The sequence below is a fragment of the Ruegeria sp. AE3 genome (assembly GCF_056542225.1).
The window spans coordinates 96981-116125 of sequence record NZ_JBQFZL010000001.1 but is presented as its reverse complement, the minus strand read 5'-3'; the positions used below and the strand labels follow the sequence as shown (position 1 = coordinate 116125).

Genomic DNA, 19145 nt, shown 5'->3' with positions numbered 1-19145 from the left:
GCGCTGCCCGACTACTCCCCCAGTCAAGGAAGCGGCGGCAGACCAATCACAGGTGCGTGCAGGTGAAGAAGAACCGCATAAGCGACCAGTGCGGTCAGCCAGACCCAGGGGCGTGGCCAGGGTCGCGGTGAGCGGAGTAAGAACCGCGACGTATTTCGGGACAACCGGACCCATTCAAAGCCCATCTCACGCGATTTACGCCTGTCGATCAGGTCCATGCCCATAACAGAAAATCCGGCAAACAGGCCGAACAGAATCACATGTGACAGGCTTCCATTGGCCAGAAGATGCGCCAAGGACCACAACAGCAGCGCGGCAAGGATCGGGTGGCGGGTGGTGCGCAGAATACCGGGGTGTTCGGGGTCAAAGGACCTGTTGCCCATCCCTCCGAAAGAAAACGGGTTCTGGATCGCAAGCCCGGTCACAGCCAGCCAGCATACCACGGGCATGATCAGTATCGGCACCCAGCGCAAGACTGCGAACGGCGGAATGACCTCGACATAGGGGGCGTTTGCAGCGGCAACAATCAGCCATGCCAGCACGGCCAAAGACAGAAGTGAATAGGCCGCGAAATACCCCCGGCGGCCGAGCGTGCCGATCAGCCAACCCCGCACAGTGGGCCGTACAGGAATTGCATGGCTGAGCAGGAAAACGATGAGTGCTGCAAGGAACAGGCCCCAACCGGTCATGATATTCTCCAAACGTGTTGGGGTCGGTCTAGACTGGGAGGACAGCGACGTCCTTGCCCGAAATCAAGTTGGGCCGCAGGGGCGGACGCACCGCCCCTGCCCTGTATTACAGCCCAAGCGCCGCGCGGCGTTCTTCGGCAAAGCCCTGCACGATGCGGTCTGCGATCAGTGCCAGAATCGCCATCGCAGCCCCGGCCGAAATACCAAGCCCCACATCCGCCTGACCCAGCGCCAGATAGATCGACTGGCCCAGACCGGTGGTCCCGATCAGTGCCGCGATGACCAGCATGGCGAAGGCGTAAAGGATGGTCTGGTTCAGCCCCAGAAGGATGGTCGGGGCCGCATAAGGCGCCCGCACATCACGCATGATCTGCCACTCGGTCGCACCGCTTGAAATTGCGGCCTCCATCATCTCATCCGGTGTATTGACCAGCCCGTGCCGCGTGTAGCGGATCATCGGGACAATCGCATAGGCACAGATCGCCAGAAAGGCCGAGAACTCACCAATCTGGAACACCATCAGCACCGGGATCAGGAACACGAACAGGGGGATCGTCTGCAACATATCGCAGATCGGGCGAACCACGTTCCACACAGGCTGCCATACCGCGCTGGCAAGACCGATCAGCCCCCCTGCCAAAGCGCAGGTAAACACCGCTGCACCACTAAGATAGAGCGACAGCAGCGCCCTTTCCCACAGGCCCGAGACGAGGATGGTGCAGAGCAGCCCCACGCAGAGCGCGGCCAGACGCCAGCCTCCGGCGACCCAGCCCAGCGCGGCAGCGCCGGTCAGGACAAAGGGCCAGGGCAGGTTCGCGATGCCGGTTTCCAGCATTCCGATCAAGATCAGAACGACCAGCCCGCCAGTCAGCCGCCCGCGCCACGCCATCAACAGCGCAATCCCGGCACCGGCCGCGAACAGGCCATAGCTCAAGCTCGACGTCCACTGGAAACCCCATGTGAAGGGCAGCACCGCCTGATCCAGCCCGATCCGAAGCGGTAGCAGTACATAGAACAATGAGTTGTTCTTGAGGGCGTCCAGCCACTGGCCGTTGGCCTGCGTGAACGCGGTCAGGCCGCTGTCCACGACCTCGGCCATCGGGCCCAGCAGGGTCAATTCCGCAGGGTTTGGCAACCACGCCCAGAAGGCGGCGGTGAAGACAACAGCAAAGCCCAGCATCGCCCAGACAACGCGGCTGTCATAGCGTTTACGCTCGGTCGCCAAAGTACCGCTCATCCGGTCGATCACCACCGCAAAGACCACGATAACCAGACCCGCCATCAGCGATTCGCCGAACTGCGCCTTGCGCATGGTCAGCAGAACCTCCCAGCCGATATCGTTGAACCCACCGATGACGGCGGCGATGATAACCATCGACAATGCGGCCATCAGACATTGGTTCACACCGACCATGATCTGAGTGGTGGCGGCAGGGATTTCGACCTGGAACAGCTGCTGGAACCGAGTGCCGCCAGACATGATGGCCGCCTCTTTTATTTCGGGCTCTACCCGTTCCAATCCCAGCATCACATTGCGCGCCATTGGCGGTGCGGCATAGATGGCCGAAGCAATCAGACCAACAACAGGACCAAATCCAAACAGCAGCAGCAGCGGTGTCAGATAGGCAAAGGTTGGCACCGTCTGCATGATGTCCAGCACGGCCTGCACAAAGGATTTCACCTTTGGCACTTCGTTGGCGAGGATGCCGATGGCGCCCCCAATGACCAGCGCCACAGGGACAGACACGGCGACAAGCGCCAGCGTATTCATGCTTTCGGCCCAATAGCCCGAGGCCAAAACAAAGCTCAGGCCCAGAAAGCCAAGTGCGGCCATGGACAAGCCGCCCAGATACCAGCCCAACGCGGTCACGATCCCGATCAGAATGGGCCATGGCGTTTTGCCCAGCACGAAATTCGCCCAGTTCATTGGGTGGGTCATCAGGTCCGAAAACAGCCGCATTGCCGGTTTGATCAGGTTCAGAAACCAGTCCAGAAACGCGCCAACCCATTGGGTTGCAGGCAGTTCCCACGCGGCGGGCCACTTGACCAGCCACGGGGCGATACCCTCGAGCGCGAGGCAAACTGCACCGACGATAACCGTTATCAGGGCGGCCTTCGCACCTGCCGTCAACTGCGCGCTGCGCCGTGTCGGGAGGTCGGTTATGGCGGTCATGTCTCGTCCACCTGAAGAGCTGCGGCCAGATCGGACGGATGCACCGTGCCAACGACATTGCCCGCCTCATCCCGCACGGGCACGGGTTCATACAGCTCCATGCAATGCGCAAGGGCTGCGTCCAGCGTCATCGAGGTGGTGAGGCCGGGATCATCGGGGCCACATTCCGCCTCGCTCCGCATGACCGAGGCGACCTTGGCGTGTTGACCTTTGGCGACATCCTTCGAGAATTCGCGCACGTAATCATCCACCGGGCGCAATACGATATCAGTGGGCGTTCCGATCTGAACAATCTTGCCGTCGCGCATGATGGCGATGCGGTCGGCCAGCTTCAGCGCCTCTTGAATGTCATGGGTGATGAAGACGATGGATTTCTTCAGCGTCGCCTGAATGCGAAGGAATTCATCCTGCAACTGGCGTCGGATCAATGGGTCGAGGGCCGAGAACGGTTCATCCAGAAACCAGATATCGGGATTTACGGCGAGGCTGCGGGCAATACCCACACGCTGACGCTGGCCACCTGAAAGCTGGCGCGGAAAGCTGTCTTCGCGCCCTTCCAGACCGACCAGGGAGATCACCTCCTGCGCGCGCGCCAGCCGTTCCTTCTTGCCCACACCCTGCACGCGCAGCGGATAGGCCACGTTTTCAGAAACGGTCATATGCGGGAACAGGCCGAAATGCTGGAACACCATGCCCAGTTTTTTGCGGCGCAACTCGGTCAGCGCCTTTTTTGAGGCTCCGATGACATTTTCGCCATCCACCCGAATCTCACCACCTGTGCCCGGCAACAGCTGCGAGATGCAGCGGATCAGCGTGGATTTGCCCGAGCCCGACAGGCCCATGATGACGAAAAGTTCACCTTCCTGAACCTCGAAATTGGCATCCTGAACGGCGGGGATCAGCCCCTGTTCCCGAAGGGCGGCGGCAGCCTTGTCGGCGTCATTCCCTGACCGAGACAGCGCGTCGGTCAGGGCTTTGTCAGCGCCGGGGCCAAACACCTGCCAGAGATTCCGGCAGGCGATGGCTGGCATAGTCGTGTCCGTCACTTACGCGGGCTCACTGGGTTGCCGCGTCAACAACCGGACGCCACTTGCCTTCGTTTTCGGCCATCCAAGCGGCGACAACTTCTTCGACCTTTCCGCCGTCAACGTCGATCGCGCCCATCATCGGCTGCTGATCTTCAACCGCCAGCTGATAATTGGTCAGGATTTCAAAGGCTGCTGGCCATTTCTCTTCCATACCGCTCCAGCCGGCCTTGAAGATGCGCGAGGGCGAGAAGTCGCAGTCATTGACAGCGTTCGGGTTCGGGCCCCAGGCCGGATCACTGAAGCACGCTTCTTCACCGGCGGGCAGTTCGACGAACTGAACGTCATAGGCCGACATCGCCCAATGCGGCTGCCAGAAAGTGATCAGCAGCGGCGATTTGCGTTCGGTCGAGGCGCGCAATTCCGCGATCAGCGCCCCTTCGGACCCTGCTGGTACGGCTTTGAACGGCAATTCCAAACCGGTCATGCGATCGGCGCCCGGAGTACCCCAATCGGCCGGGTAGTCGACCAGACGACCACCGGGCAGAGTTTCCGCCGTCGCAAAGACCTGAGCGCAATCTTTCAGCGCTTCCCATGCGGGCAGGCCCGGGCACAGATCGGCCACATGCGCCGGGTATGCGATGCCTTCCTTGGCATCCAGACCCAGATCACCGATTTCAACCACAGTGCCTTCACCGATTTTCTTGGCGTATTCATCGGAAACGTTGGAAGACCAGATTTCCAGTGTCGCGTCGATGTCGCCATCGGCCAGCGCCTGGAACTGGTTCATCATGCCCGCGGTCACATATTCGACGTTGTACCCGGCAGCCTTGAGCATCTCTCCCGCCACATGCGTGGTGACATGCTGGCCGGTCCATTCGTTGATCGCCAATTTGATCGGTTCATCCACGGCACCCATATCCGCCGCCTGCGCTGCGCCTGCAACGCTCAGAGCCATTAGGCTTACACTTAGTTTTTTCATGGACTTAACTCCCTGTCATATTTGTTTTGCCCATCCCGGCAAGGATTCTCCCGCCGGTCTTTCTGTCTGATGACAATGCCATGCCGCAGCATGCACAAATTTGGCTGGAAAAGAACAGTGATCCGTTTCCAAATTGTGGAAAAGATCTTTCTGCCAGATTGTTCCCCCCTCCCGGCTCCCTTTACGCATCCAACCCGGCTTGCCTTGTTCCATTTCGCTAAGACGGGACGTTGACTGACGAGTCAATCAGAAAACATTTTGCTACCTTTTGTCGAGAACTTCTTTCGAAAATCCGCATTTTTCTGCGAATCCAGTTGTTCGTTGGGCTGCCTCAAATCTGGACACGGTCAGATTTTTCATTGCCAAACAAGAACAAAAGATAAACATTTATAGTCGGGCAACATCAAGGTTAGACAGATGCGAACGTTTGACGAAATCTTTGAAATCGCAGCCGCGCGCCACGGCGGTCCAGAAGCACTGGACGCAAAACTGAGCAAACCGAAAACCCCCGCGGAACTGGCAGCGATGCCCGAGGATCGCTGGCTGTCGGTCATCACGAAATGCATCTTTCAGGCTGGCTTCAACTGGAAAGTCATCGAAAACAAATGGGACGGGTTCGAAACAGCCTTTAACGGGTTCGACGTGGGGCGATGCGCGTTCATGGATGATGAGAAGTTTGACACCCTTTTGCAGGATACGCGCATCGTAAGGAATGGAACCAAGATCGCGGCTGTACGGGATAACGCTGCATTCTTGCTTGAACTGCGTGAGGAAGGCGGCGCGGGTAAAGTGTTAGGCGGCTGGCCATCTGATGACTACGTCAACCTTCTGGCAATGCTGGCAAAACGCGGGGCCCGACTGGGCGGCGCTTCGGCGCAGTACGCAATGCGGTTTGCCGGGCGGGACAGCTTCATTCTGTCTCAGGATGTCACCGCCCGGCTGATTGCCGAAGGTGTGATCGACAAGCCTGCCACCTCGAAGAAAGCGATGAAGGCGGTTCAGAACGCCTTTAATTCATGGATGGGTCAGTCCGGGCGATCACTTACGGAAATCAGCCGGGTTCTGGCCATGAGTCTGTGAAAACGGTTTGCGGAATACCCGCAGCGGAATAAGATTCAACTTATGGTTCTGCGTATTTTCTTTGCTTCTCTTTTGTTGCTGGCCGCCTGCGGTCGTGAGTTGACTGAGCAGGAGCGCGATTTTGCGGAAACCATTCAGGGGGAAACCCTGGAACTGGATCACATCCGTTTGGTCGAAGGTGCCCCGGTTACCAACGTGACGTATTTCCGCGAAGAACGCCCGCGACTGGCCTGCCGCGAGCGCATTCTGCCCCCGGTGGACCCCGGGCCGGTGACGGGCAAACCTGCCGCCGTGGCCCTGTTCAACAAAGTCTACTTTGCCCGCGACTGGTATCTGGAGGACTATATGTCGGAATTTCCGGATCAGATGAACCTGCTGGCCGCGATGCTTTTGGCCCATGAGCTGACGCATGTCTGGCAATGGCAGAATCGCCGGACCACGGGTTACCACCCCCTGCGCGCTGCGGCGGAACATGGAGGCCGGAGGGATCCGTATCTGTTCGACCTCGAAACCTCTCCGGATTTTCTGACCTACGGGTTCGAACAGCAGGGCGCGATCGTCGAGGAATACGTGTGCTGTCGCGCATTGGCCCCCCAGGCCAAGCGTACCAAAAGACTGCACGACATGCTGGGCACACATTTTGATCTGTCGCCCCTGCCGGAACAAGGGCGCGAGCGCCCGGTCCTGATCCCATGGAGCGAAGCCAGGATCGAAGGGATTTGCAGTTAGTTCCGTGCGCGCTGCACGGTTTCCAGATATGCCACCAGATCAACGATCGGCTGGCTGGTCAGGATCGGCTGGCCTTCCAGGGTTTTCATGGATGTGTCCTGCCCGTCGAAATAAGGTCCATAGACCGGCATCGGGCTGCCATGGCTGACCAGCGGGTCCCTACCGTCGATGCGAGCGACAACGCGGGCGGTCGGGAACACCCCGCTTTCGCCGGACAATGCAGTCAGATCGGACGGCTGAACAACCAGCACGCTGGCCATCGGCCCCTGCCCGGTTGCGTCAATCCCGTGACAGGTCGCGCAGTAATGCAAATAGAGTTCCTCTCCGGTCGCGGCATCCTGCGCCCAAGCAGCTTGTGCGGTAGCAGCCGAAACCCCGAGAACCAGCATACCGATCGTTGCCTTGAACATCGTATCCTCCTGTCACGATTGACATTTGCAGGGTTGCCCGACAGGCATATGAGCGCAATGATCCAGATCAACGAAACAGGTGCAGAGGGTTCGGGCAATGACACAATATGCAGCCATCATGCTGGCCGCCGGATTTGGAATTCCGATACTGGCTGCTCTTAACGCGGCCCTTGGCAAGGTCATCGGATCACCGACAACGGCAGCCGTGGTGCTGTTTGCAATTGCCCTTGCCGCCTCGGTGCTGACCATGCTGTTGTTTCCCGGTTTTGCAGCCTTGTCCAAGGTTGCGCAAGCCCCGAAACACCTGTTGTTCGCTGGCATCCTGATTGCGTTCTACGTGTTATCGATCACCCATGTCGCCCCACATTTCGGCGTTGGAAACGCCGTGTTCTTTGTTCTGTTGGGGCAATTGATCAGTGCGGCGGCAATCGATCACTTCGGCCTGTTCGGCGCGCAGGTGGCACCCCTCACCCTGATGCGGGCGGGTGGTATCGCCGTCATGGCCATCGGTGTTGCGATCACTCAACTGGCCTGAGCACGCCGCCCTCAAGCCGGACCATGCGGTCCATGCGCGCCGCCAGTTCGAGGTTGTGGGTTGCGATCAACGCCGACAATCCCTCGTCCCGCACCAGTGTCATCAGGGCATCGAACACCTGATCCGAAGTATCAGGGTCCAGATTGCCTGTCGGTTCGTCCGCCAGCAAAACACGCGGCGCGTTGGCAAGCGCCCGGCAAAAGGCCACGCGTTGCTGTTCCCCGCCCGACAGCGCCGCAGGGCGGTGACTGGCGCGCGGGGCGACGCCCACACGGTCCAGCAAATCCAACGCCCGTGCCTGAGCAGCTTTTTCGGACGCGCCATTGGCCAGTTGCGGCAATGTGATGTTTTCCAGTGCCGTAAACTCGGGCAGCAGGTGATGGAATTGGTATACGAACCCGATATCCTGCCGACGCAACGCCGTTCTGGTTCGGTCGCCCTTGCCATTCACATTCTGCCCCCCAATTTCCACGGTTCCGTCGTCAGGCCGATCCAGCAGACCGGCGATGTGCAGAAGCGTTGATTTACCCGCACCGGACGGCGCAACCATGGCCACGGCCTCACCCGCGCGCAGCTCCAGATCGACCCCACGTAGAACCTGCACCTCGCCCGGTGTACCTTTGAGGTAGGTCTTGGTCAGACCGTTCAGACGCAAGGTGACTTCATTCATAGCGCAGCGCCTCGACCGGGTTTAGCCGCGCCGCGCGGCGGGCTGGGAAATAGGTGACGATGAAAGACAGGCCAAGCGACAGGCCCGTCGCCTTGAGCACATCGCTCAGATGCAGTTCGGCCGGCAGAGCGTAGATGCCGCGGATCGACGGATCCCACACGCCACCGCCCATCACGTAGTTCACGAATGAGAAGATCGGATCAATGTAGATTGCAAAGAGGCATCCCAGGATGACCCCTATTGCAGTGCCGATCAGGCCGGTGAACGCACCACAGATGAAAAAGACACGCAGAACCGATCCTTCGCTCAGGCCGATTGTGCGCAAGATACCGATATCGCGCCCCTTGTTCTTGACCAGCATGATCAGGCCCGAAACGATGTTCATCGCAGCAATCAGAACGAGGATCGACAGGATGATGAACATCACATTATCCTCAACCTCGAGCGCGCGCAGGAAGCCGCCGGATGCGTCCTGCCATGTCCATATCTGACTGCGCTCGCCCGACGCCTCAAGAATGGGAATCAGGATCGGGCCAAGATCTTCGGGCTTGTCCACCATCACTTCGATCTCATCCGCCACACCTTCACGGTTGAAAAAGCCCTGCGCCTGCGAAAACGGCATGTAGACGCGGGTGCGGTCAATGTCATAGCGACCGGCCGAAAACACATAGACAACGCGATAGGCATTCACGCGCGGTGACGTGCCAAAGGCGGTTTTGACCCCGTTGGGCGAGGTCAGTTTGACCACATCCCCGACAGTGACCCCAATACTGCGGGCCACACCCGATCCAATGGCGATGACATCCTCACCTGTCTGGAAGTCCGACAGGTCCCCCGCCGCCTGGTCCGCCTGCGCGATACCCGGCAGGTCGAACAGATCGTCTGGTCGGATGCCAAACACCTCGACCCCGCTGCTGCTGTCGCGGTTGGTGATCAGCACCTGCCCCTTCACCAGCGGTGCGGCACGTTCAACACCGGGCACCAGCGCAATGCGGTCAGTGCGTTCGTTGTAGTCGGCAATTGTCCGATCCACCCGGCCCTGCGCGTCAAATTCACCCGAGGAATAGACTGTCACATGCGCATTGGCGCCCAGAATGGTGCCGACGAATTCAGACCGAAAACCCGAACGGACGGCCAGCGTTGCAATCAGCGCGAACACGGCAAGCGTGATCCCGATCAGTGAGATCCATGTCATCACGCTGACGCCGCCTTCGGCCCTGCGCGCGCGCAGATATCGCCAGGCGATTTTCCATTCAAAAGGGGCAAAGGGCGGGGGTGTCTTGGCCATGCCTGCTCCGGGTTTTCTTGTTTGCGGCGACCCTTTCGGCATTTCGCCCAATGGTCAAGCCGGTTGTCACCCTGAACCGGTTCCTCAGCCTGAATGAGCCGAATCGTTTCGGGACATGACCAAAATACATGTGCAAAACAGGTGTCTTTCAATTCGGGCGCTACACCATGAGTTGTGAAGCGCATCGCAGACAGAAGGTGATTGTTTCAGGTATGACGTTAATCATCGCGCATCGTGAGCCACTGAATCGTAAAGGCAACAATAAGTGCGAAATTTTATTACTCTTTTTGATTATTTTCAGAAACTTTGCCACCCTGACCATGGGGGAACACATTTAAAGAGCGGGGGTCGCTCAATGAATTTACAAATTTCAACCAATGGTGCGGGTGCAATTTCGACCCGTCAGGCTTCAACAGAATTAGATTGTGAAACCGCAGCCTTGCTGCGCGCGGCCATTCGGCCAATCTTTGTCACCGCGGCAAGCTGGGGCAATTTGGCAGACATCCTGAAAGACAAAGGATATCGTCTGGTTTTCCGGCAAGGCCGTTTGTGTATCACGGATCGGGCAACTGATGCGCGGATTTGCGGATTGCGCTTTCTGGATATCGAGTTTCGCGAACTGATCAGCCGCCTTGGCCGTCCGATTGTTGTGGCGACAGGTGACGGAGCCAACGGAGACGTCCTGGCCGAGCGCCCGACGTCGGATCAAAACTGAGAACCGACCGACTGACGCGGTCGGTATTCAGGTAGCTTGGGAAGGGCCGCCAGGTCTGAGCCTCCGGCACCCCATCCAGATCACAGGGTGAGTTTCAACACCACCTCGCAGCAGCAACTGATGGTCGCTTATGCGATCCGCTGGTAAATCTCAGCAACTTTGGTAACGGCCGCCTCGGGGCTCAGTTCCTCGTTTTCGCCAGTGCGGCGACAGGTCAGTTCAACCACACCATTCTTCAGACCACGCGGGCCAACCGTGATGCGCCAGGGCAAACCGATCAGGTCCATCGTGGCGAATTTGCCGCCAGCACGTTCATTGCGGTCGTCATAGAGCGGTTCCAGACCCAAAGCCGTCAGCGCCGTGTAGATCTTGTCACAAGCTGCATCGGCTTCGTCATCGCCCTGCTTGAGGTTGACAATACCGCAATTGAACGGGGTCACGCCCTCGGGCCAGATGATGCCTTTATCGTCATGGCTGGCCTCGATGATGGCTCCTACAAGGCGGCTGACACCGATACCATGGCTGCCCATGTGAACCGGAACCGGTTTGCCATCCGGGCCTTGGACAGTTGCGCCCAAGGGATCGGAGTATTTGGTGCCAAAGTAGAAGATTTGGCCCACCTCAATGCCGCGCGCCACGCGGCGGCGTTCTTCGGGGATCTGGTTGAACAGAGCTTCATCGTGGGTTTCATCAGTGCGGGCGTATTTCGAAGTGAACTCTTCCAGAATGGCTTGACACTGTTCGCGGTTGTCATAATCGATTTCACGATCGCCAAAGGTCAGGTCGGTGACGGCGCTGTCATAGAAAACCTCGGATTCACCGGTATCGGCCAGAACCAGAAACTCATGCGTGTCATCGCCACCGATGGGGCCTGAATCGGCGCGCATCGGAATCGCCTGAAGTCCCATCCGTTCATAAGTGCGCAGATAGCTGACCAGATGGCGGTTATAGGCGTGCAGCGCATCTTCCTTGGTCAGGTCGAAGTTGTATCCGTCCTTCATATAGAACTCGCGCCCCCGCATCACGCCAAAACGCGGGCGGATTTCATCGCGGAACTTCCACTGGATCTGGTAGAGCGTCAGCGGCAGGTCTTTGTAGCTGTTCACGTGGCCGCGGAAGATATCTGTCACCAGTTCTTCGGCCGTAGGCGTGAACAGCATGTCGCGGTCATGACGGTCCTTCATCCGCAGCATCTCTTGACCGTAGTCATCATAGCGCCCGGATTCACGCCACAGATCCGCCGACTGGATTATAGGCATCTGAATCGCGATGTGACCGGCCCGCGCCTGTTCTTCGTGGACGATGTTTTCCAGCTTGCGCAGCACTTTGAAGCCCAGCGGCAACCAGGAATATATCCCGGCAGAGGCCTGCTTGATCATCCCTGCACGCAGCATCAGCCGGTGGCTGACGATCTGAGCCTCGGACGGGGTTTCCTTGAGAACGGGCAGAAAGTAACGGCTCAGGCGCATGGACGGACCTTCAAAGGTAAGAATTCGACTGGACAGGTGATTATGCCAAAGCCCTGCCGGGGGCAATCGCGCATTGGTGTTTTCCGACCTTGCGGCAGTCGGTTTTTTGATTGACCCGCCAATCGGGACTGCCATGGTAGCGGAAACGCAAATTCCATGAGGCGCCGATGCAGACCATTCAGGAACCCGCACGCCAAATCCCCGTCATTCATCAAACCGATGTTCTGGTCGTCGGTTCCGGCCCCGCCGGGTTGGCCGCAGCGCTTGCAGCGGCACGTGCGGGGGCCGAGGTATCTTTGGTTGATCGTTTCGGCTGCATGGGCGGCAATATCACTGCCGTCGGCGTCGAAGGATTTGCCTGGTACCGGCACGAGCAAACCGTCGAGGCAGGCGGCATCGGGATGGAGTTTGAAACCCGCGCCAAGGAGATGGGAGCCGCCGTTCCGGAAAGCCAGTCCCTGAGCTATGAGCTGGACAGCGAAGGCTTCAAACTGGTGGCCGACAAGCTGGTCGAAGAAGCGGGCGTGCATCCGATGTTGCATCGGCAATTCGTGTCCCCGATCCTGGAAGGCGACCGGATCACCGGTGTCATCACAGAATCCAAGGCCGGGCGCGAAGCGATTTTGGCCAAGGTCGTCATCGATGCCACCGGCGACGCGGATGTGGCCCATCGCGCGGGTGCGCCGACCCACAAAACTCCGCGCGAGGACATGATGGCGGCTTCGGTCATGTTTCATCTGGCGGGCGTCGACAAGCGGGCCTTTATGGAAGGTGTAAAAGCTGACCCGCAGACCTACAAGGACTGGGGCGGTGGCGGAGAGTGGAACATTGAGACCTCGGGTAAAGAGGACGACATGTTCTCACCCTTCGTGCACAAACCGTTCCAGCAAGCAATCGATCAGGGGCTGATCCCGCCGCATCTGAACACCATCGCCGGCACCTGGGGCGCGATGCATGACACGGGCGAGCTGACATACATGAACCTCATCCATCTGGCCGAGGTTGACGGCACCGATCCCGACAGCCTGACGCGCGGCGAGATTGAAGGTCGCCGCCAGACCATGCTGGCCATCGAGGCGCTGCGACGGTTCATGCCCGGTTGCGAAAACGCACGTTTGCGGAATTTCGGGATGACCATCGGCATCCGCGACACCCGCAAGATCGACGCGGTCTACAACATGACCGAAAACGATGCCCGCCATCAGGGCCGGTTCGAGGATACGATCGGCATCTATCCCGAGTTCATCGACGGCTATGGCATCCTGATCCTGCCAACTACGGGGCGGTACATGCAAATCCCTTATCGCTCGATGCTGCCCAAGGGCATCAAAGGCCTGCTGGTTGCAGGACGGTCGCATGGCGCGGACCGGGTGGCACATGCCGCAACCCGAAACATGGCTTGTTGCGCGGTCTTAGGTCAGGGCGCGGGCATCGCCGCTGCGGTCTCACTGAAAAGCAATCAGGAGCTGGACCAGCTGAATCTGGCACCGGTTCGAGCTGAACTGCAACGCCAGGGGGTGAGGATTCACTGATGGACAGTATCCCAACGATTGATATTGCGCCTTTGACTGCCCCGGGAACCGCAGCCTATGACGCGACGGTCCGAGACATCCTTGCGGCCTGTCAGGGGATCGGCTTCTTGTCGATCACCGGGACAGGCGTATCGCGGCAGACCGTGGATCAGGTACGCCAGATCACCCGACAGATTTTTGCCGTCGATGACGCACAAAAATGGGATCAGGCCATCACCCGCGCCAACTATCGCGGCTATATACCCATGGGGTTTTTCACACCCAATGATGGCTCGGGCAAGGCCGACAAGTACGAGGGGTACAAACTGCATCACGAGGTCGCAGCAGACGACCCGGTGCGTGAGGATTGCGCGTTATACGGGCCAAACATCTGGCCCGACGGTGTACCCGGTGCGAAAGAGGTCATTCTGGGTTACTGGCGGCAACTGGATCGCGTCACCGATCTGTTGCTGGGCGCGTTAGAGGCGGGACTGGATCTGAAAGCCGACGCGCTGCGCAGTGCATTCCGGGCCCCGATGACCAACATGACCCTGCTGCATTACCCGCCACAGGCCGAGGATGAGGCAGGCTTTGGTATCCATCCGCACAAGGATACCGACGCCTTGACCATCATTGCCCCCGATCCGGTGGGCGGGCTTGAGGTGCAGACCCGCAACGGTGGCTGGATCACGCCCGATTGCCCGCCCGGTGGTTTCGTGGTGAATATCGGTGACATGCTGGAGCTGTGGTCGGGCGGGCGGTTGAAATCCACGCCGCATCGGGTTGTGAACCGATCGGGGCGGGAACGGTATTCTTTTCCCTATTTCGCGGTGCCCCGTCACGACGTCGTCGTCGCGCCTTTGCTGCCGCCCCTGCTTGGCTTTGACCGTCCGGCGGTTCATTGCGGTCACTGGTCGGCCGAGATTTGGCGCACGAACTGGCCCGATGAGACCGCCACCGAAGACACACCTGAATTGGGAACCTTGCGCGGCTGACCCCTGCAAACCCAAGCGCCATGAACCGCTTGCATCATGGGCTTTGATGCGCCAAGAACACCTGCAAGGGCCTGAACAAGGGGATCGCCATGGCTTTGCCGGTTAAGGATCAGCTGAGATACTGGAGCATCGCCGCTGCGGTTTTCGTGTTGATCCTGTGGGCCCTTGGGGATGTCTTGCTGCCTTTTGTCATCGGCGGGGCCATTGCCTATTTCCTGGATCCGGTCGCTGACCGGCTGGAGCGGTTGGGCCTGTCGCGTATGGCCGCCACGGCAGTCATCACGGTCGTCGGTGTTCTGGGGTTTGTACTGGCAATTCTGATGGTGGTCCCTGCGCTGATCACCCAGTTGCTGGATCTTGTCGATGTACTGCCCGATCTGTTCAAACAATTGCGCAGTTTCATAGAAAAACAGTTCCCGTCCTTGCTTGACCGGGACTCAAGCACGCACGCGATGCTGGTGTCCTTTGGCGAAACGCTGAAATCCAAGACCGGCGACGTTATGCAGACGCTGCTGACCTCGCTGGGCTCCGCGATCAACATCGTTGTTCTGTTGGTCATTGTGCCGGTCGTTGCCGTTTACTTGCTGTTGGACTGGGATCGCATGACCGCCCGCATCGGAGAGCTGCTGCCACGTGACCACGCCCCCATCATCAGGCGGCTGGCGGGTGAGATCGACGCGGTTCTGGCCTCGTTCGTGCGCGGCATGGGAACGGTCTGCTTGATCCTTGGCAGCTATTACGCGGTCGCACTGATGCTTGCTGGCCTGCAATTCGGTCTGATTGTGGGCTTTATCGCGGGCTTGGTCACGTTCATTCCCTATCTGGGCGCCCTTATCGGAGGCTCGCTGGCCATCGGGCTTGCGCTGTTTCAGTTCTGGGGCGACTGGGCTCATATCGGGCTTATCGCGGGTATCTTTGCCATTGGGCAGGTCACCGAGGGCAATTTCCTGACACCCAAGCTGGTCGGCAGCTCTGTCGGGCTGCATCCAGTCTGGTTGCTGCTGGCCCTGTCGGTCTTTGGCGCGCTGTTCGGCTTCGTCGGCATGCTGATCGCTGTCCCGGTCGCCGCGGCATTGGGCGTGTTGGCCCGCTTTGCCACATCGCTATACCTCGACAGCAGATTGTACACTGGTCTTGAAGGTCTGGATCAGGAAACCGAGTAAATGGCCCGACAACTCAGCTTTGATCTGCCCGCCAAAACTGCGCTCGGGCGAGAGGATTTCTTTGTGTCACCGGCCAATGCGCTGGCGGTGGCAATGATCTCGGCCACGTCATGGCCCGGCAACAAGCTGGTACTGAGCGGGCCCTCCGGCGCGGGCAAAACCCATCTGGCCCATGTCTGGGCCGCTGAAACCGGCGGGCGTATCCTTCAGGCCAGAGACCTGCGATATGACGATGTGCCAGACCTGGCGCGTATGCCGATCGCGGTCGAAGACGTGCCTTTGATAGCCGGTGATCTCGAGCAGCAAAAAACGCTGTTCCACCTGCATAACCTTGTTCTGGCCGAGGGGCACCCCTTGCTGATGACCGGCCGTCTTGCACCGAAATTCTGGGAGTTGCCGCTGGCTGACCTGCAAAGCCGGGTCGAAGGTGCCCATCACGTCGCACTGGATCCGCCCGACGACGCATTGCTGGGCGCGGTTCTTGCCAAGCTGTTTGTCGACAGGCAGCTCAACCCCGGCCCCGATGTCATCGCCTATCTTGTCAAGCATATGGACCGGCGGTTTGAAAGCGCAGCCGACGTTGTATCCCAACTGGACCAACTGGCCCTGGCGGAAAAACGCGACATTACACGCGCGCTGGCCATTCGCGTACTGAACACGGCCCCGGATGAGGTCGAGACCAATGATTGACCCGCTGACGTCAATTTCGCATCCTCAAACAGGACAACATGGAAGGCACATGGATCAGACCGTCGAAACCGATATCCCGGACTGGGGAACAATTGGAAAGCCCCTGTTTGACAAACCGGATGCACGGGCACTATCCCGCGTCGGGGTTGTCGATGTCGGGTCGAACTCGGTCCGGATGGTCATTTTCGACGGGGCGGCGCGATCACCGGCCTATTTCTACAATGAAAAGGTCATGTGCGAACTGGGGGCAGGCCTGTCCGAAACCGGACGACTGAACCCGCGTGGCCGCGACCGCGCCTTGTCGGCCCTACGACGGTTCCAGCACCTGGCAATGGATCTGGATTTGCCCGGTTTGCATGTTGTGGCCACCGCTGCTGTGCGCGAAGCCTCGGATGGGCCCGAGTTCTGCGATCAGGTGCAGGCTGAAACCGGTTTGCAGGTGGCCATCATTGACGGTGACGAAGAAGCCCGCCTGTCGGCGCAGGGTGTCTTGTTGGGGTGGCCCGGAGCTTATGGACTGATCTGCGATATCGGCGGGTCGTCGATGGAATTGGCCGAAATCGGCGGTGGTCAGGTCGGCCGCCGCGTGACCTCGCCGCTTGGGCCGTTGAAACTGCGTGACATCAAAGGCGGGCGACGTGCGCGAAAAGCGCATATCAAGGAAACGATGGAGGATCTGCGCAATCAGATGGGTCAGCAGCGGGACCGTTTATTTTTGGTCGGCGGCAGCTGGCGCGCCTTTGCGCGGCTGGACATGCTGCGGCGGAGCTATCCGCTGAACGTGCTGCATGAATACCGCATGACCACCAAACAGGTGCGCGAGACGATCAAATACATCGAAAAACACGATAGCGAAAAGCTGCGTGCTCAGGCGGGCGTGTCCAGCTCGCGCATGGCGCTTATCCCTTACGCGATGGACGTTCTGGCGCGACTGATCCGCACGTTCAAACCCAAAGATATCGCCATCTCAAGCTATGGTATCCGCGAGGGCTTGTTGTATGAGCAGATGCCGCAGGAAGTGCGCGACCGCGACCCGCTGATCGAAGCCAGCCGGTTCTCGGAAGCAAAGGACGCCCGCCTGCCCGGATTTGGCAGCAATCTCTATGATTTTGTCATCCCGCTGTTCAGATCCGCACCGCCCAGCAGGGTGCGCCTGATCAAAGCGGCCTGCCTGCTGCATGATGTAAGCTGGCGCGCGCATCCCGATTATCGGGCCGAGGTGTGTTTCGACAACGTCACGCGCGCCAATCTTGGTGGCTTGAAGCACTCCGAGCGTGTCTTCATCGGATTGGCACTGCAACACCGCTATCGCAACAAGCGGGAAGGCAACCGGTTCTCTCGGCTTTACGAGTTGCTGGACGAAAATAGCCAGAAACAGGCCGAGATTCTGGGCAAGGCCATGCGCTTTGGCGCGATGCTGTGGATGCACAACGATGCCAATATGGGGCAGCTCAAGTTTTTCCCCAAGAAGCGAGAGCTGGAACTGTATCTGCCCGAAACCGCTGCCCCCCTGTTCAGCGAAGTGGCTGAAGCCCGGCTGAACGCTTTGGCAGCGGCGCTGAAATCTCAGACTCGCGTGATTGTCAAAGGCTGACTCTTGAGCGGGTCAGATATCTGTGGGTCCTTTGGGCACCTCGATATCTTGCTTTTCGGGCTGAGAAGGCTCTTGGGGCGGTTTTCTGCGGATAATGATATCGCCATTGGGCAGGATCTCGGGTGGTTCATAAACACTCCAGTCATTGACCTCAGCCGCCAGTTCGGCAAGTGCCGGGCCCATCTGCTGCAAGAATGACTGCATTGCCGGGCCAAGCTCTTCCGCCAGACCCAGCACGTTTTCCAATGCCGGTTCCATTTCCTTGCGCAGACCTTCGAAAAACAGTTCGGCCCCCTGCTCCATCAGGGATTTTTCATTGTCTTCCTGCGCCATCGCAGGCGCGGCAAGGAACATTGAGATCGTACCGATCAGCAAAATGCGTGTCATACCTGACATATAAGGCCCGTGTGGCGGGCTGGAAAGGTCACAGTTCAATATCCAGCGTGACCGGAAAATGATCAGAGGCCGTCAAAAGCGCCTGCCGCAATTCCGGTTCAGCCCAACAGGCGGCATCCTGAAACGGGTGCCAGATACGCCAGGACGGGCGATATGCTTGCAGGTCCGCGGTAATCATTATGTAATCCAGCAAAGCGTCCAGAAATTTGCCTTCCTCAGGACGGGCAAAGCGCGCAGTGGCAGGCACCGGGCCGGGCCGAAACCTGTAGGCTGTGACGGCGTTCGGATCGAACAATCCGGCTTGCAGCAACACCTCGACCGACGAGCGGCCAAAGAGGTGTTCAAACTCATCCAGCCCGGGGCCATCGTTCAGATCGCCCAGCAAAATGACAGGCTGTTTTTGCGCAACATGCCATTCGACGCGCCGTGCAAGCCAGATCGCTTGCGCCAGCTGCTTGCGGCGATTGGCAATCGAGATCCGGATCGCCTCGTCCCGCGATTCGGCACCGTGCGGTGCCTTGGATTTCAGATGTGCCCCGATCAGGCGGATGTTGTGCCCGGCTTGCGTCGTCACCGCCAGTTCCATCGGCGGTTTGGAGAACCGCACGACGTCCTCGGTCGCATCAATATCGAGGTCGATTTTGAACACGCCATCGAACCGGGGGGCTGCCGTATCTGCAATATCTCCCTTGGGGTCATGGCGAACACTCAGCACCGTTCTGTCATAGAGCAATGCCAGTTCCTGATGTGTGTCGTTTGCATAGCCCATCACCGCATCAGACGTGCGCAAGTCGAACGCTTCGGCAAAGGTTTGCAGGGCCCGAACCGTGTTCTGGCGTCTGCCGGTGTTGGGCGCCTCGACGATTACAATCGCATCAGCGTCAATTGCGGTCAGCACCTTGGCAATCGCTTCGACCTGCTGCGCTTTGGTGACGTCGTGCCTGCCAGACCAGCTGTCATCGACGATCAGCCTGTCTTTCTGGTCAAACAGATTGGCGAACCATTCGATATTATAAGTCGCCAGCCGCATC

Annotated in this window: 19 protein-coding genes; 9 read left to right on the top strand and 10 right to left on the bottom strand. The window is 59.0% G+C overall.

Annotated features, from left to right (window positions below):
• Nucleotides 1-23: 23 nt before the first annotated feature.
• From ACR0NZ_RS00580 to ACR0NZ_RS00565, 4 genes are all read right to left on the bottom strand, one after another.
• On the bottom strand, nt 24-689 hold the full coding sequence (locus tag ACR0NZ_RS00580) for an NnrU family protein (protein ID WP_480516250.1): 666 nt from the start codon (nt 687-689) through the stop codon (nt 24-26).
• A 106-nt stretch (nt 690-795) separates the two neighbouring features.
• Nucleotides 796-2862 carry an ABC transporter permease gene (locus ACR0NZ_RS00575; protein ID WP_480516248.1) on the bottom strand — a complete coding sequence of 689 codons (2067 nt, stop codon included), beginning with the start codon at nt 2860-2862 and terminating at the stop codon, nt 796-798.
• Nucleotides 2859-3908 carry a quaternary amine ABC transporter ATP-binding protein gene (locus ACR0NZ_RS00570; protein ID WP_480475875.1) on the bottom strand — a complete coding sequence of 350 codons (1050 nt, stop codon included), beginning with the start codon at nt 3906-3908 and terminating at the stop codon, nt 2859-2861. The genes ACR0NZ_RS00575 and ACR0NZ_RS00570 overlap by 4 nt, the downstream gene beginning before the upstream one ends.
• 10 nt (nt 3909-3918) lie before the next feature.
• Entirely contained in the window at nt 3919-4869 is a 951-nt protein-coding gene (locus tag ACR0NZ_RS00565) for an ABC transporter substrate-binding protein (RefSeq protein WP_209504562.1), read from the bottom strand.
• Between the two features lie 417 nt (nt 4870-5286).
• On the opposite strand from ACR0NZ_RS00565, the gene ACR0NZ_RS00560 reads away from it, so the two are divergent.
• Nucleotides 5287-5949 (top strand): DNA-3-methyladenine glycosylase I, encoded by a 663-nt coding sequence (locus ACR0NZ_RS00560; protein WP_480516246.1) that lies wholly within the window; start codon nt 5287-5289, stop codon nt 5947-5949.
• A gap of 42 nt (nt 5950-5991) precedes the next feature.
• A complete protein-coding gene (locus ACR0NZ_RS00555) occupies nt 5992-6678 on the top strand; it encodes a hypothetical protein (protein ID WP_480475869.1) in 687 nt (228 codons plus the stop codon).
• Here ACR0NZ_RS00555 and ACR0NZ_RS00550 read toward each other — a convergent pair.
• Nucleotides 6675-7088: a c-type cytochrome gene (locus tag ACR0NZ_RS00550; RefSeq protein WP_480516244.1), complete on the bottom strand. Its 414-nt coding sequence runs from the start codon at nt 7086-7088 to the stop codon at nt 6675-6677. The genes ACR0NZ_RS00555 and ACR0NZ_RS00550 overlap by 4 nt on opposite strands.
• A gap of 97 nt (nt 7089-7185) precedes the next feature.
• Here ACR0NZ_RS00550 and ACR0NZ_RS00545 point away from each other — a divergent pair, with 97 nt between their 5' ends.
• Nucleotides 7186-7623: a DMT family transporter gene (locus tag ACR0NZ_RS00545; protein WP_267366019.1), complete on the top strand. Its 438-nt coding sequence runs from the start codon at nt 7186-7188 to the stop codon at nt 7621-7623.
• Here ACR0NZ_RS00545 and ACR0NZ_RS00540 read toward each other — a convergent pair.
• Complete coding sequence (locus ACR0NZ_RS00540) at nt 7607-8293, bottom strand: ABC transporter ATP-binding protein (protein WP_480516242.1); 687 nt, start codon at nt 8291-8293, stop codon at nt 7607-7609. The two genes, ACR0NZ_RS00545 and ACR0NZ_RS00540, sit on opposite strands and share 17 nt — an antisense overlap.
• Entirely contained in the window at nt 8286-9581 is a 1296-nt protein-coding gene (locus ACR0NZ_RS00535; RefSeq protein WP_480516240.1) for a lipoprotein-releasing ABC transporter permease subunit, read from the bottom strand. The genes ACR0NZ_RS00540 and ACR0NZ_RS00535 overlap by 8 nt, the downstream gene beginning before the upstream one ends.
• Before the next feature lie 355 nt (nt 9582-9936).
• On the opposite strand from ACR0NZ_RS00535, the gene ACR0NZ_RS00530 reads away from it, so the two are divergent.
• Nucleotides 9937-10296 carry a hypothetical protein gene (locus tag ACR0NZ_RS00530; protein ID WP_480475861.1) on the top strand — a complete coding sequence of 120 codons (360 nt, stop codon included), beginning with the start codon at nt 9937-9939 and terminating at the stop codon, nt 10294-10296.
• Nucleotides 10297-10424: 128 nt separating this feature from the next.
• Here the strand turns inward: ACR0NZ_RS00530 and proS are convergent, their stop codons facing one another.
• The gene (gene proS / locus ACR0NZ_RS00525; RefSeq protein WP_480516238.1) at nt 10425-11765 is read right to left on the bottom strand and encodes a proline--tRNA ligase; all 1341 of its coding nucleotides are present in this window, start codon (nt 11763-11765) and stop codon (nt 10425-10427) included.
• A 167-nt stretch (nt 11766-11932) separates the two neighbouring features.
• Between proS and ACR0NZ_RS00520 the strand changes: the two genes are divergently transcribed.
• The 5 genes from ACR0NZ_RS00520 (at nt 11933) to ACR0NZ_RS00500 (ending at nt 17718) form a co-directional block, all read left to right on the top strand.
• Nucleotides 11933-13297 carry an FAD-dependent oxidoreductase gene (locus ACR0NZ_RS00520; protein ID WP_480516236.1) on the top strand — a complete coding sequence of 455 codons (1365 nt, stop codon included), beginning with the start codon at nt 11933-11935 and terminating at the stop codon, nt 13295-13297.
• Complete coding sequence (locus ACR0NZ_RS00515) at nt 13297-14271, top strand: isopenicillin N synthase family dioxygenase (protein ID WP_480516234.1); 975 nt, start codon at nt 13297-13299, stop codon at nt 14269-14271. Before ACR0NZ_RS00520 ends, ACR0NZ_RS00515 begins: the two co-directional genes overlap by 1 nt.
• Nucleotides 14272-14360: 89 nt before the next feature.
• Nucleotides 14361-15434, top strand: a complete 1074-nt coding sequence (locus tag ACR0NZ_RS00510) for an AI-2E family transporter (RefSeq protein WP_480516232.1) — start codon at nt 14361-14363, stop codon at nt 15432-15434.
• The gene (locus ACR0NZ_RS00505; RefSeq protein ID WP_480516230.1) at nt 15435-16124 is read left to right on the top strand and encodes an HdaA/DnaA family protein; all 690 of its coding nucleotides are present in this window, start codon (nt 15435-15437) and stop codon (nt 16122-16124) included.
• A 49-nt stretch (nt 16125-16173) separates the two neighbouring features.
• Entirely contained in the window at nt 16174-17718 is a 1545-nt protein-coding gene (locus tag ACR0NZ_RS00500) for a Ppx/GppA family phosphatase (RefSeq protein ID WP_480516228.1), read from the top strand.
• Between the two features lie 12 nt (nt 17719-17730).
• On the opposite strand, the gene ACR0NZ_RS00495 is transcribed toward ACR0NZ_RS00500, so the two are convergent.
• Both ACR0NZ_RS00495 and ACR0NZ_RS00490 read right to left on the bottom strand, forming a co-directional pair.
• Nucleotides 17731-18105 (bottom strand): hypothetical protein, encoded by a 375-nt coding sequence (locus tag ACR0NZ_RS00495; RefSeq protein WP_480516226.1) that lies wholly within the window; start codon nt 18103-18105, stop codon nt 17731-17733.
• Between the two features lie 37 nt (nt 18106-18142).
• On the bottom strand, nt 18143-19144 hold the full coding sequence (locus ACR0NZ_RS00490; protein WP_480517716.1) for an endonuclease/exonuclease/phosphatase family protein: 1002 nt from the start codon (nt 19142-19144) through the stop codon (nt 18143-18145).
• Nucleotide 19145 lies beyond the last annotated feature (1 nt).

Coding starts and splice junctions, on each gene's coding strand:
- ACR0NZ_RS00580 (WP_480516250.1), bottom strand. CDS start 689: ATGACCGGTTGGGGCCTGTTCCTTGCAGCACTCATCGTTTTCCTGCTC.
- ACR0NZ_RS00575 (WP_480516248.1), bottom strand. CDS start 2,862: ATGACCGCCATAACCGACCTCCCGACACGGCGCAGCGCGCAGTTGACG.
- ACR0NZ_RS00565 (WP_209504562.1), bottom strand. CDS start 4,869: ATGAAAAAACTAAGTGTAAGCCTAATGGCTCTGAGCGTTGCAGGCGCA.
- ACR0NZ_RS00560 (WP_480516246.1), top strand. CDS start 5,287: ATGCGAACGTTTGACGAAATCTTTGAAATCGCAGCCGCGCGCCACGGC.
- ACR0NZ_RS00555 (WP_480475869.1), top strand. CDS start 5,992: ATGGTTCTGCGTATTTTCTTTGCTTCTCTTTTGTTGCTGGCCGCCTGC.
- ACR0NZ_RS00550 (WP_480516244.1), bottom strand. CDS start 7,088: ATGTTCAAGGCAACGATCGGTATGCTGGTTCTCGGGGTTTCGGCTGCT.
- ACR0NZ_RS00545 (WP_267366019.1), top strand. CDS start 7,186: ATGACACAATATGCAGCCATCATGCTGGCCGCCGGATTTGGAATTCCG.
- ACR0NZ_RS00540 (WP_480516242.1), bottom strand. CDS start 8,293: ATGAATGAAGTCACCTTGCGTCTGAACGGTCTGACCAAGACCTACCTC.
- ACR0NZ_RS00535 (WP_480516240.1), bottom strand. CDS start 9,581: ATGGCCAAGACACCCCCGCCCTTTGCCCCTTTTGAATGGAAAATCGCC.
- ACR0NZ_RS00530 (WP_480475861.1), top strand. CDS start 9,937: ATGAATTTACAAATTTCAACCAATGGTGCGGGTGCAATTTCGACCCGT.
- proS (WP_480516238.1), bottom strand. CDS start 11,765: ATGCGCCTGAGCCGTTACTTTCTGCCCGTTCTCAAGGAAACCCCGTCC.
- ACR0NZ_RS00520 (WP_480516236.1), top strand. CDS start 11,933: ATGCAGACCATTCAGGAACCCGCACGCCAAATCCCCGTCATTCATCAA.
- ACR0NZ_RS00515 (WP_480516234.1), top strand. CDS start 13,297: ATGGACAGTATCCCAACGATTGATATTGCGCCTTTGACTGCCCCGGGA.
- ACR0NZ_RS00510 (WP_480516232.1), top strand. CDS start 14,361: ATGGCTTTGCCGGTTAAGGATCAGCTGAGATACTGGAGCATCGCCGCT.
- ACR0NZ_RS00505 (WP_480516230.1), top strand. CDS start 15,435: ATGGCCCGACAACTCAGCTTTGATCTGCCCGCCAAAACTGCGCTCGGG.
- ACR0NZ_RS00500 (WP_480516228.1), top strand. CDS start 16,174: ATGGATCAGACCGTCGAAACCGATATCCCGGACTGGGGAACAATTGGA.
- ACR0NZ_RS00495 (WP_480516226.1), bottom strand. CDS start 18,105: ATGACACGCATTTTGCTGATCGGTACGATCTCAATGTTCCTTGCCGCG.
- ACR0NZ_RS00490 (WP_480517716.1), bottom strand. CDS start 19,144: ATGCGGCTGGCGACTTATAATATCGAATGGTTCGCCAATCTGTTTGAC.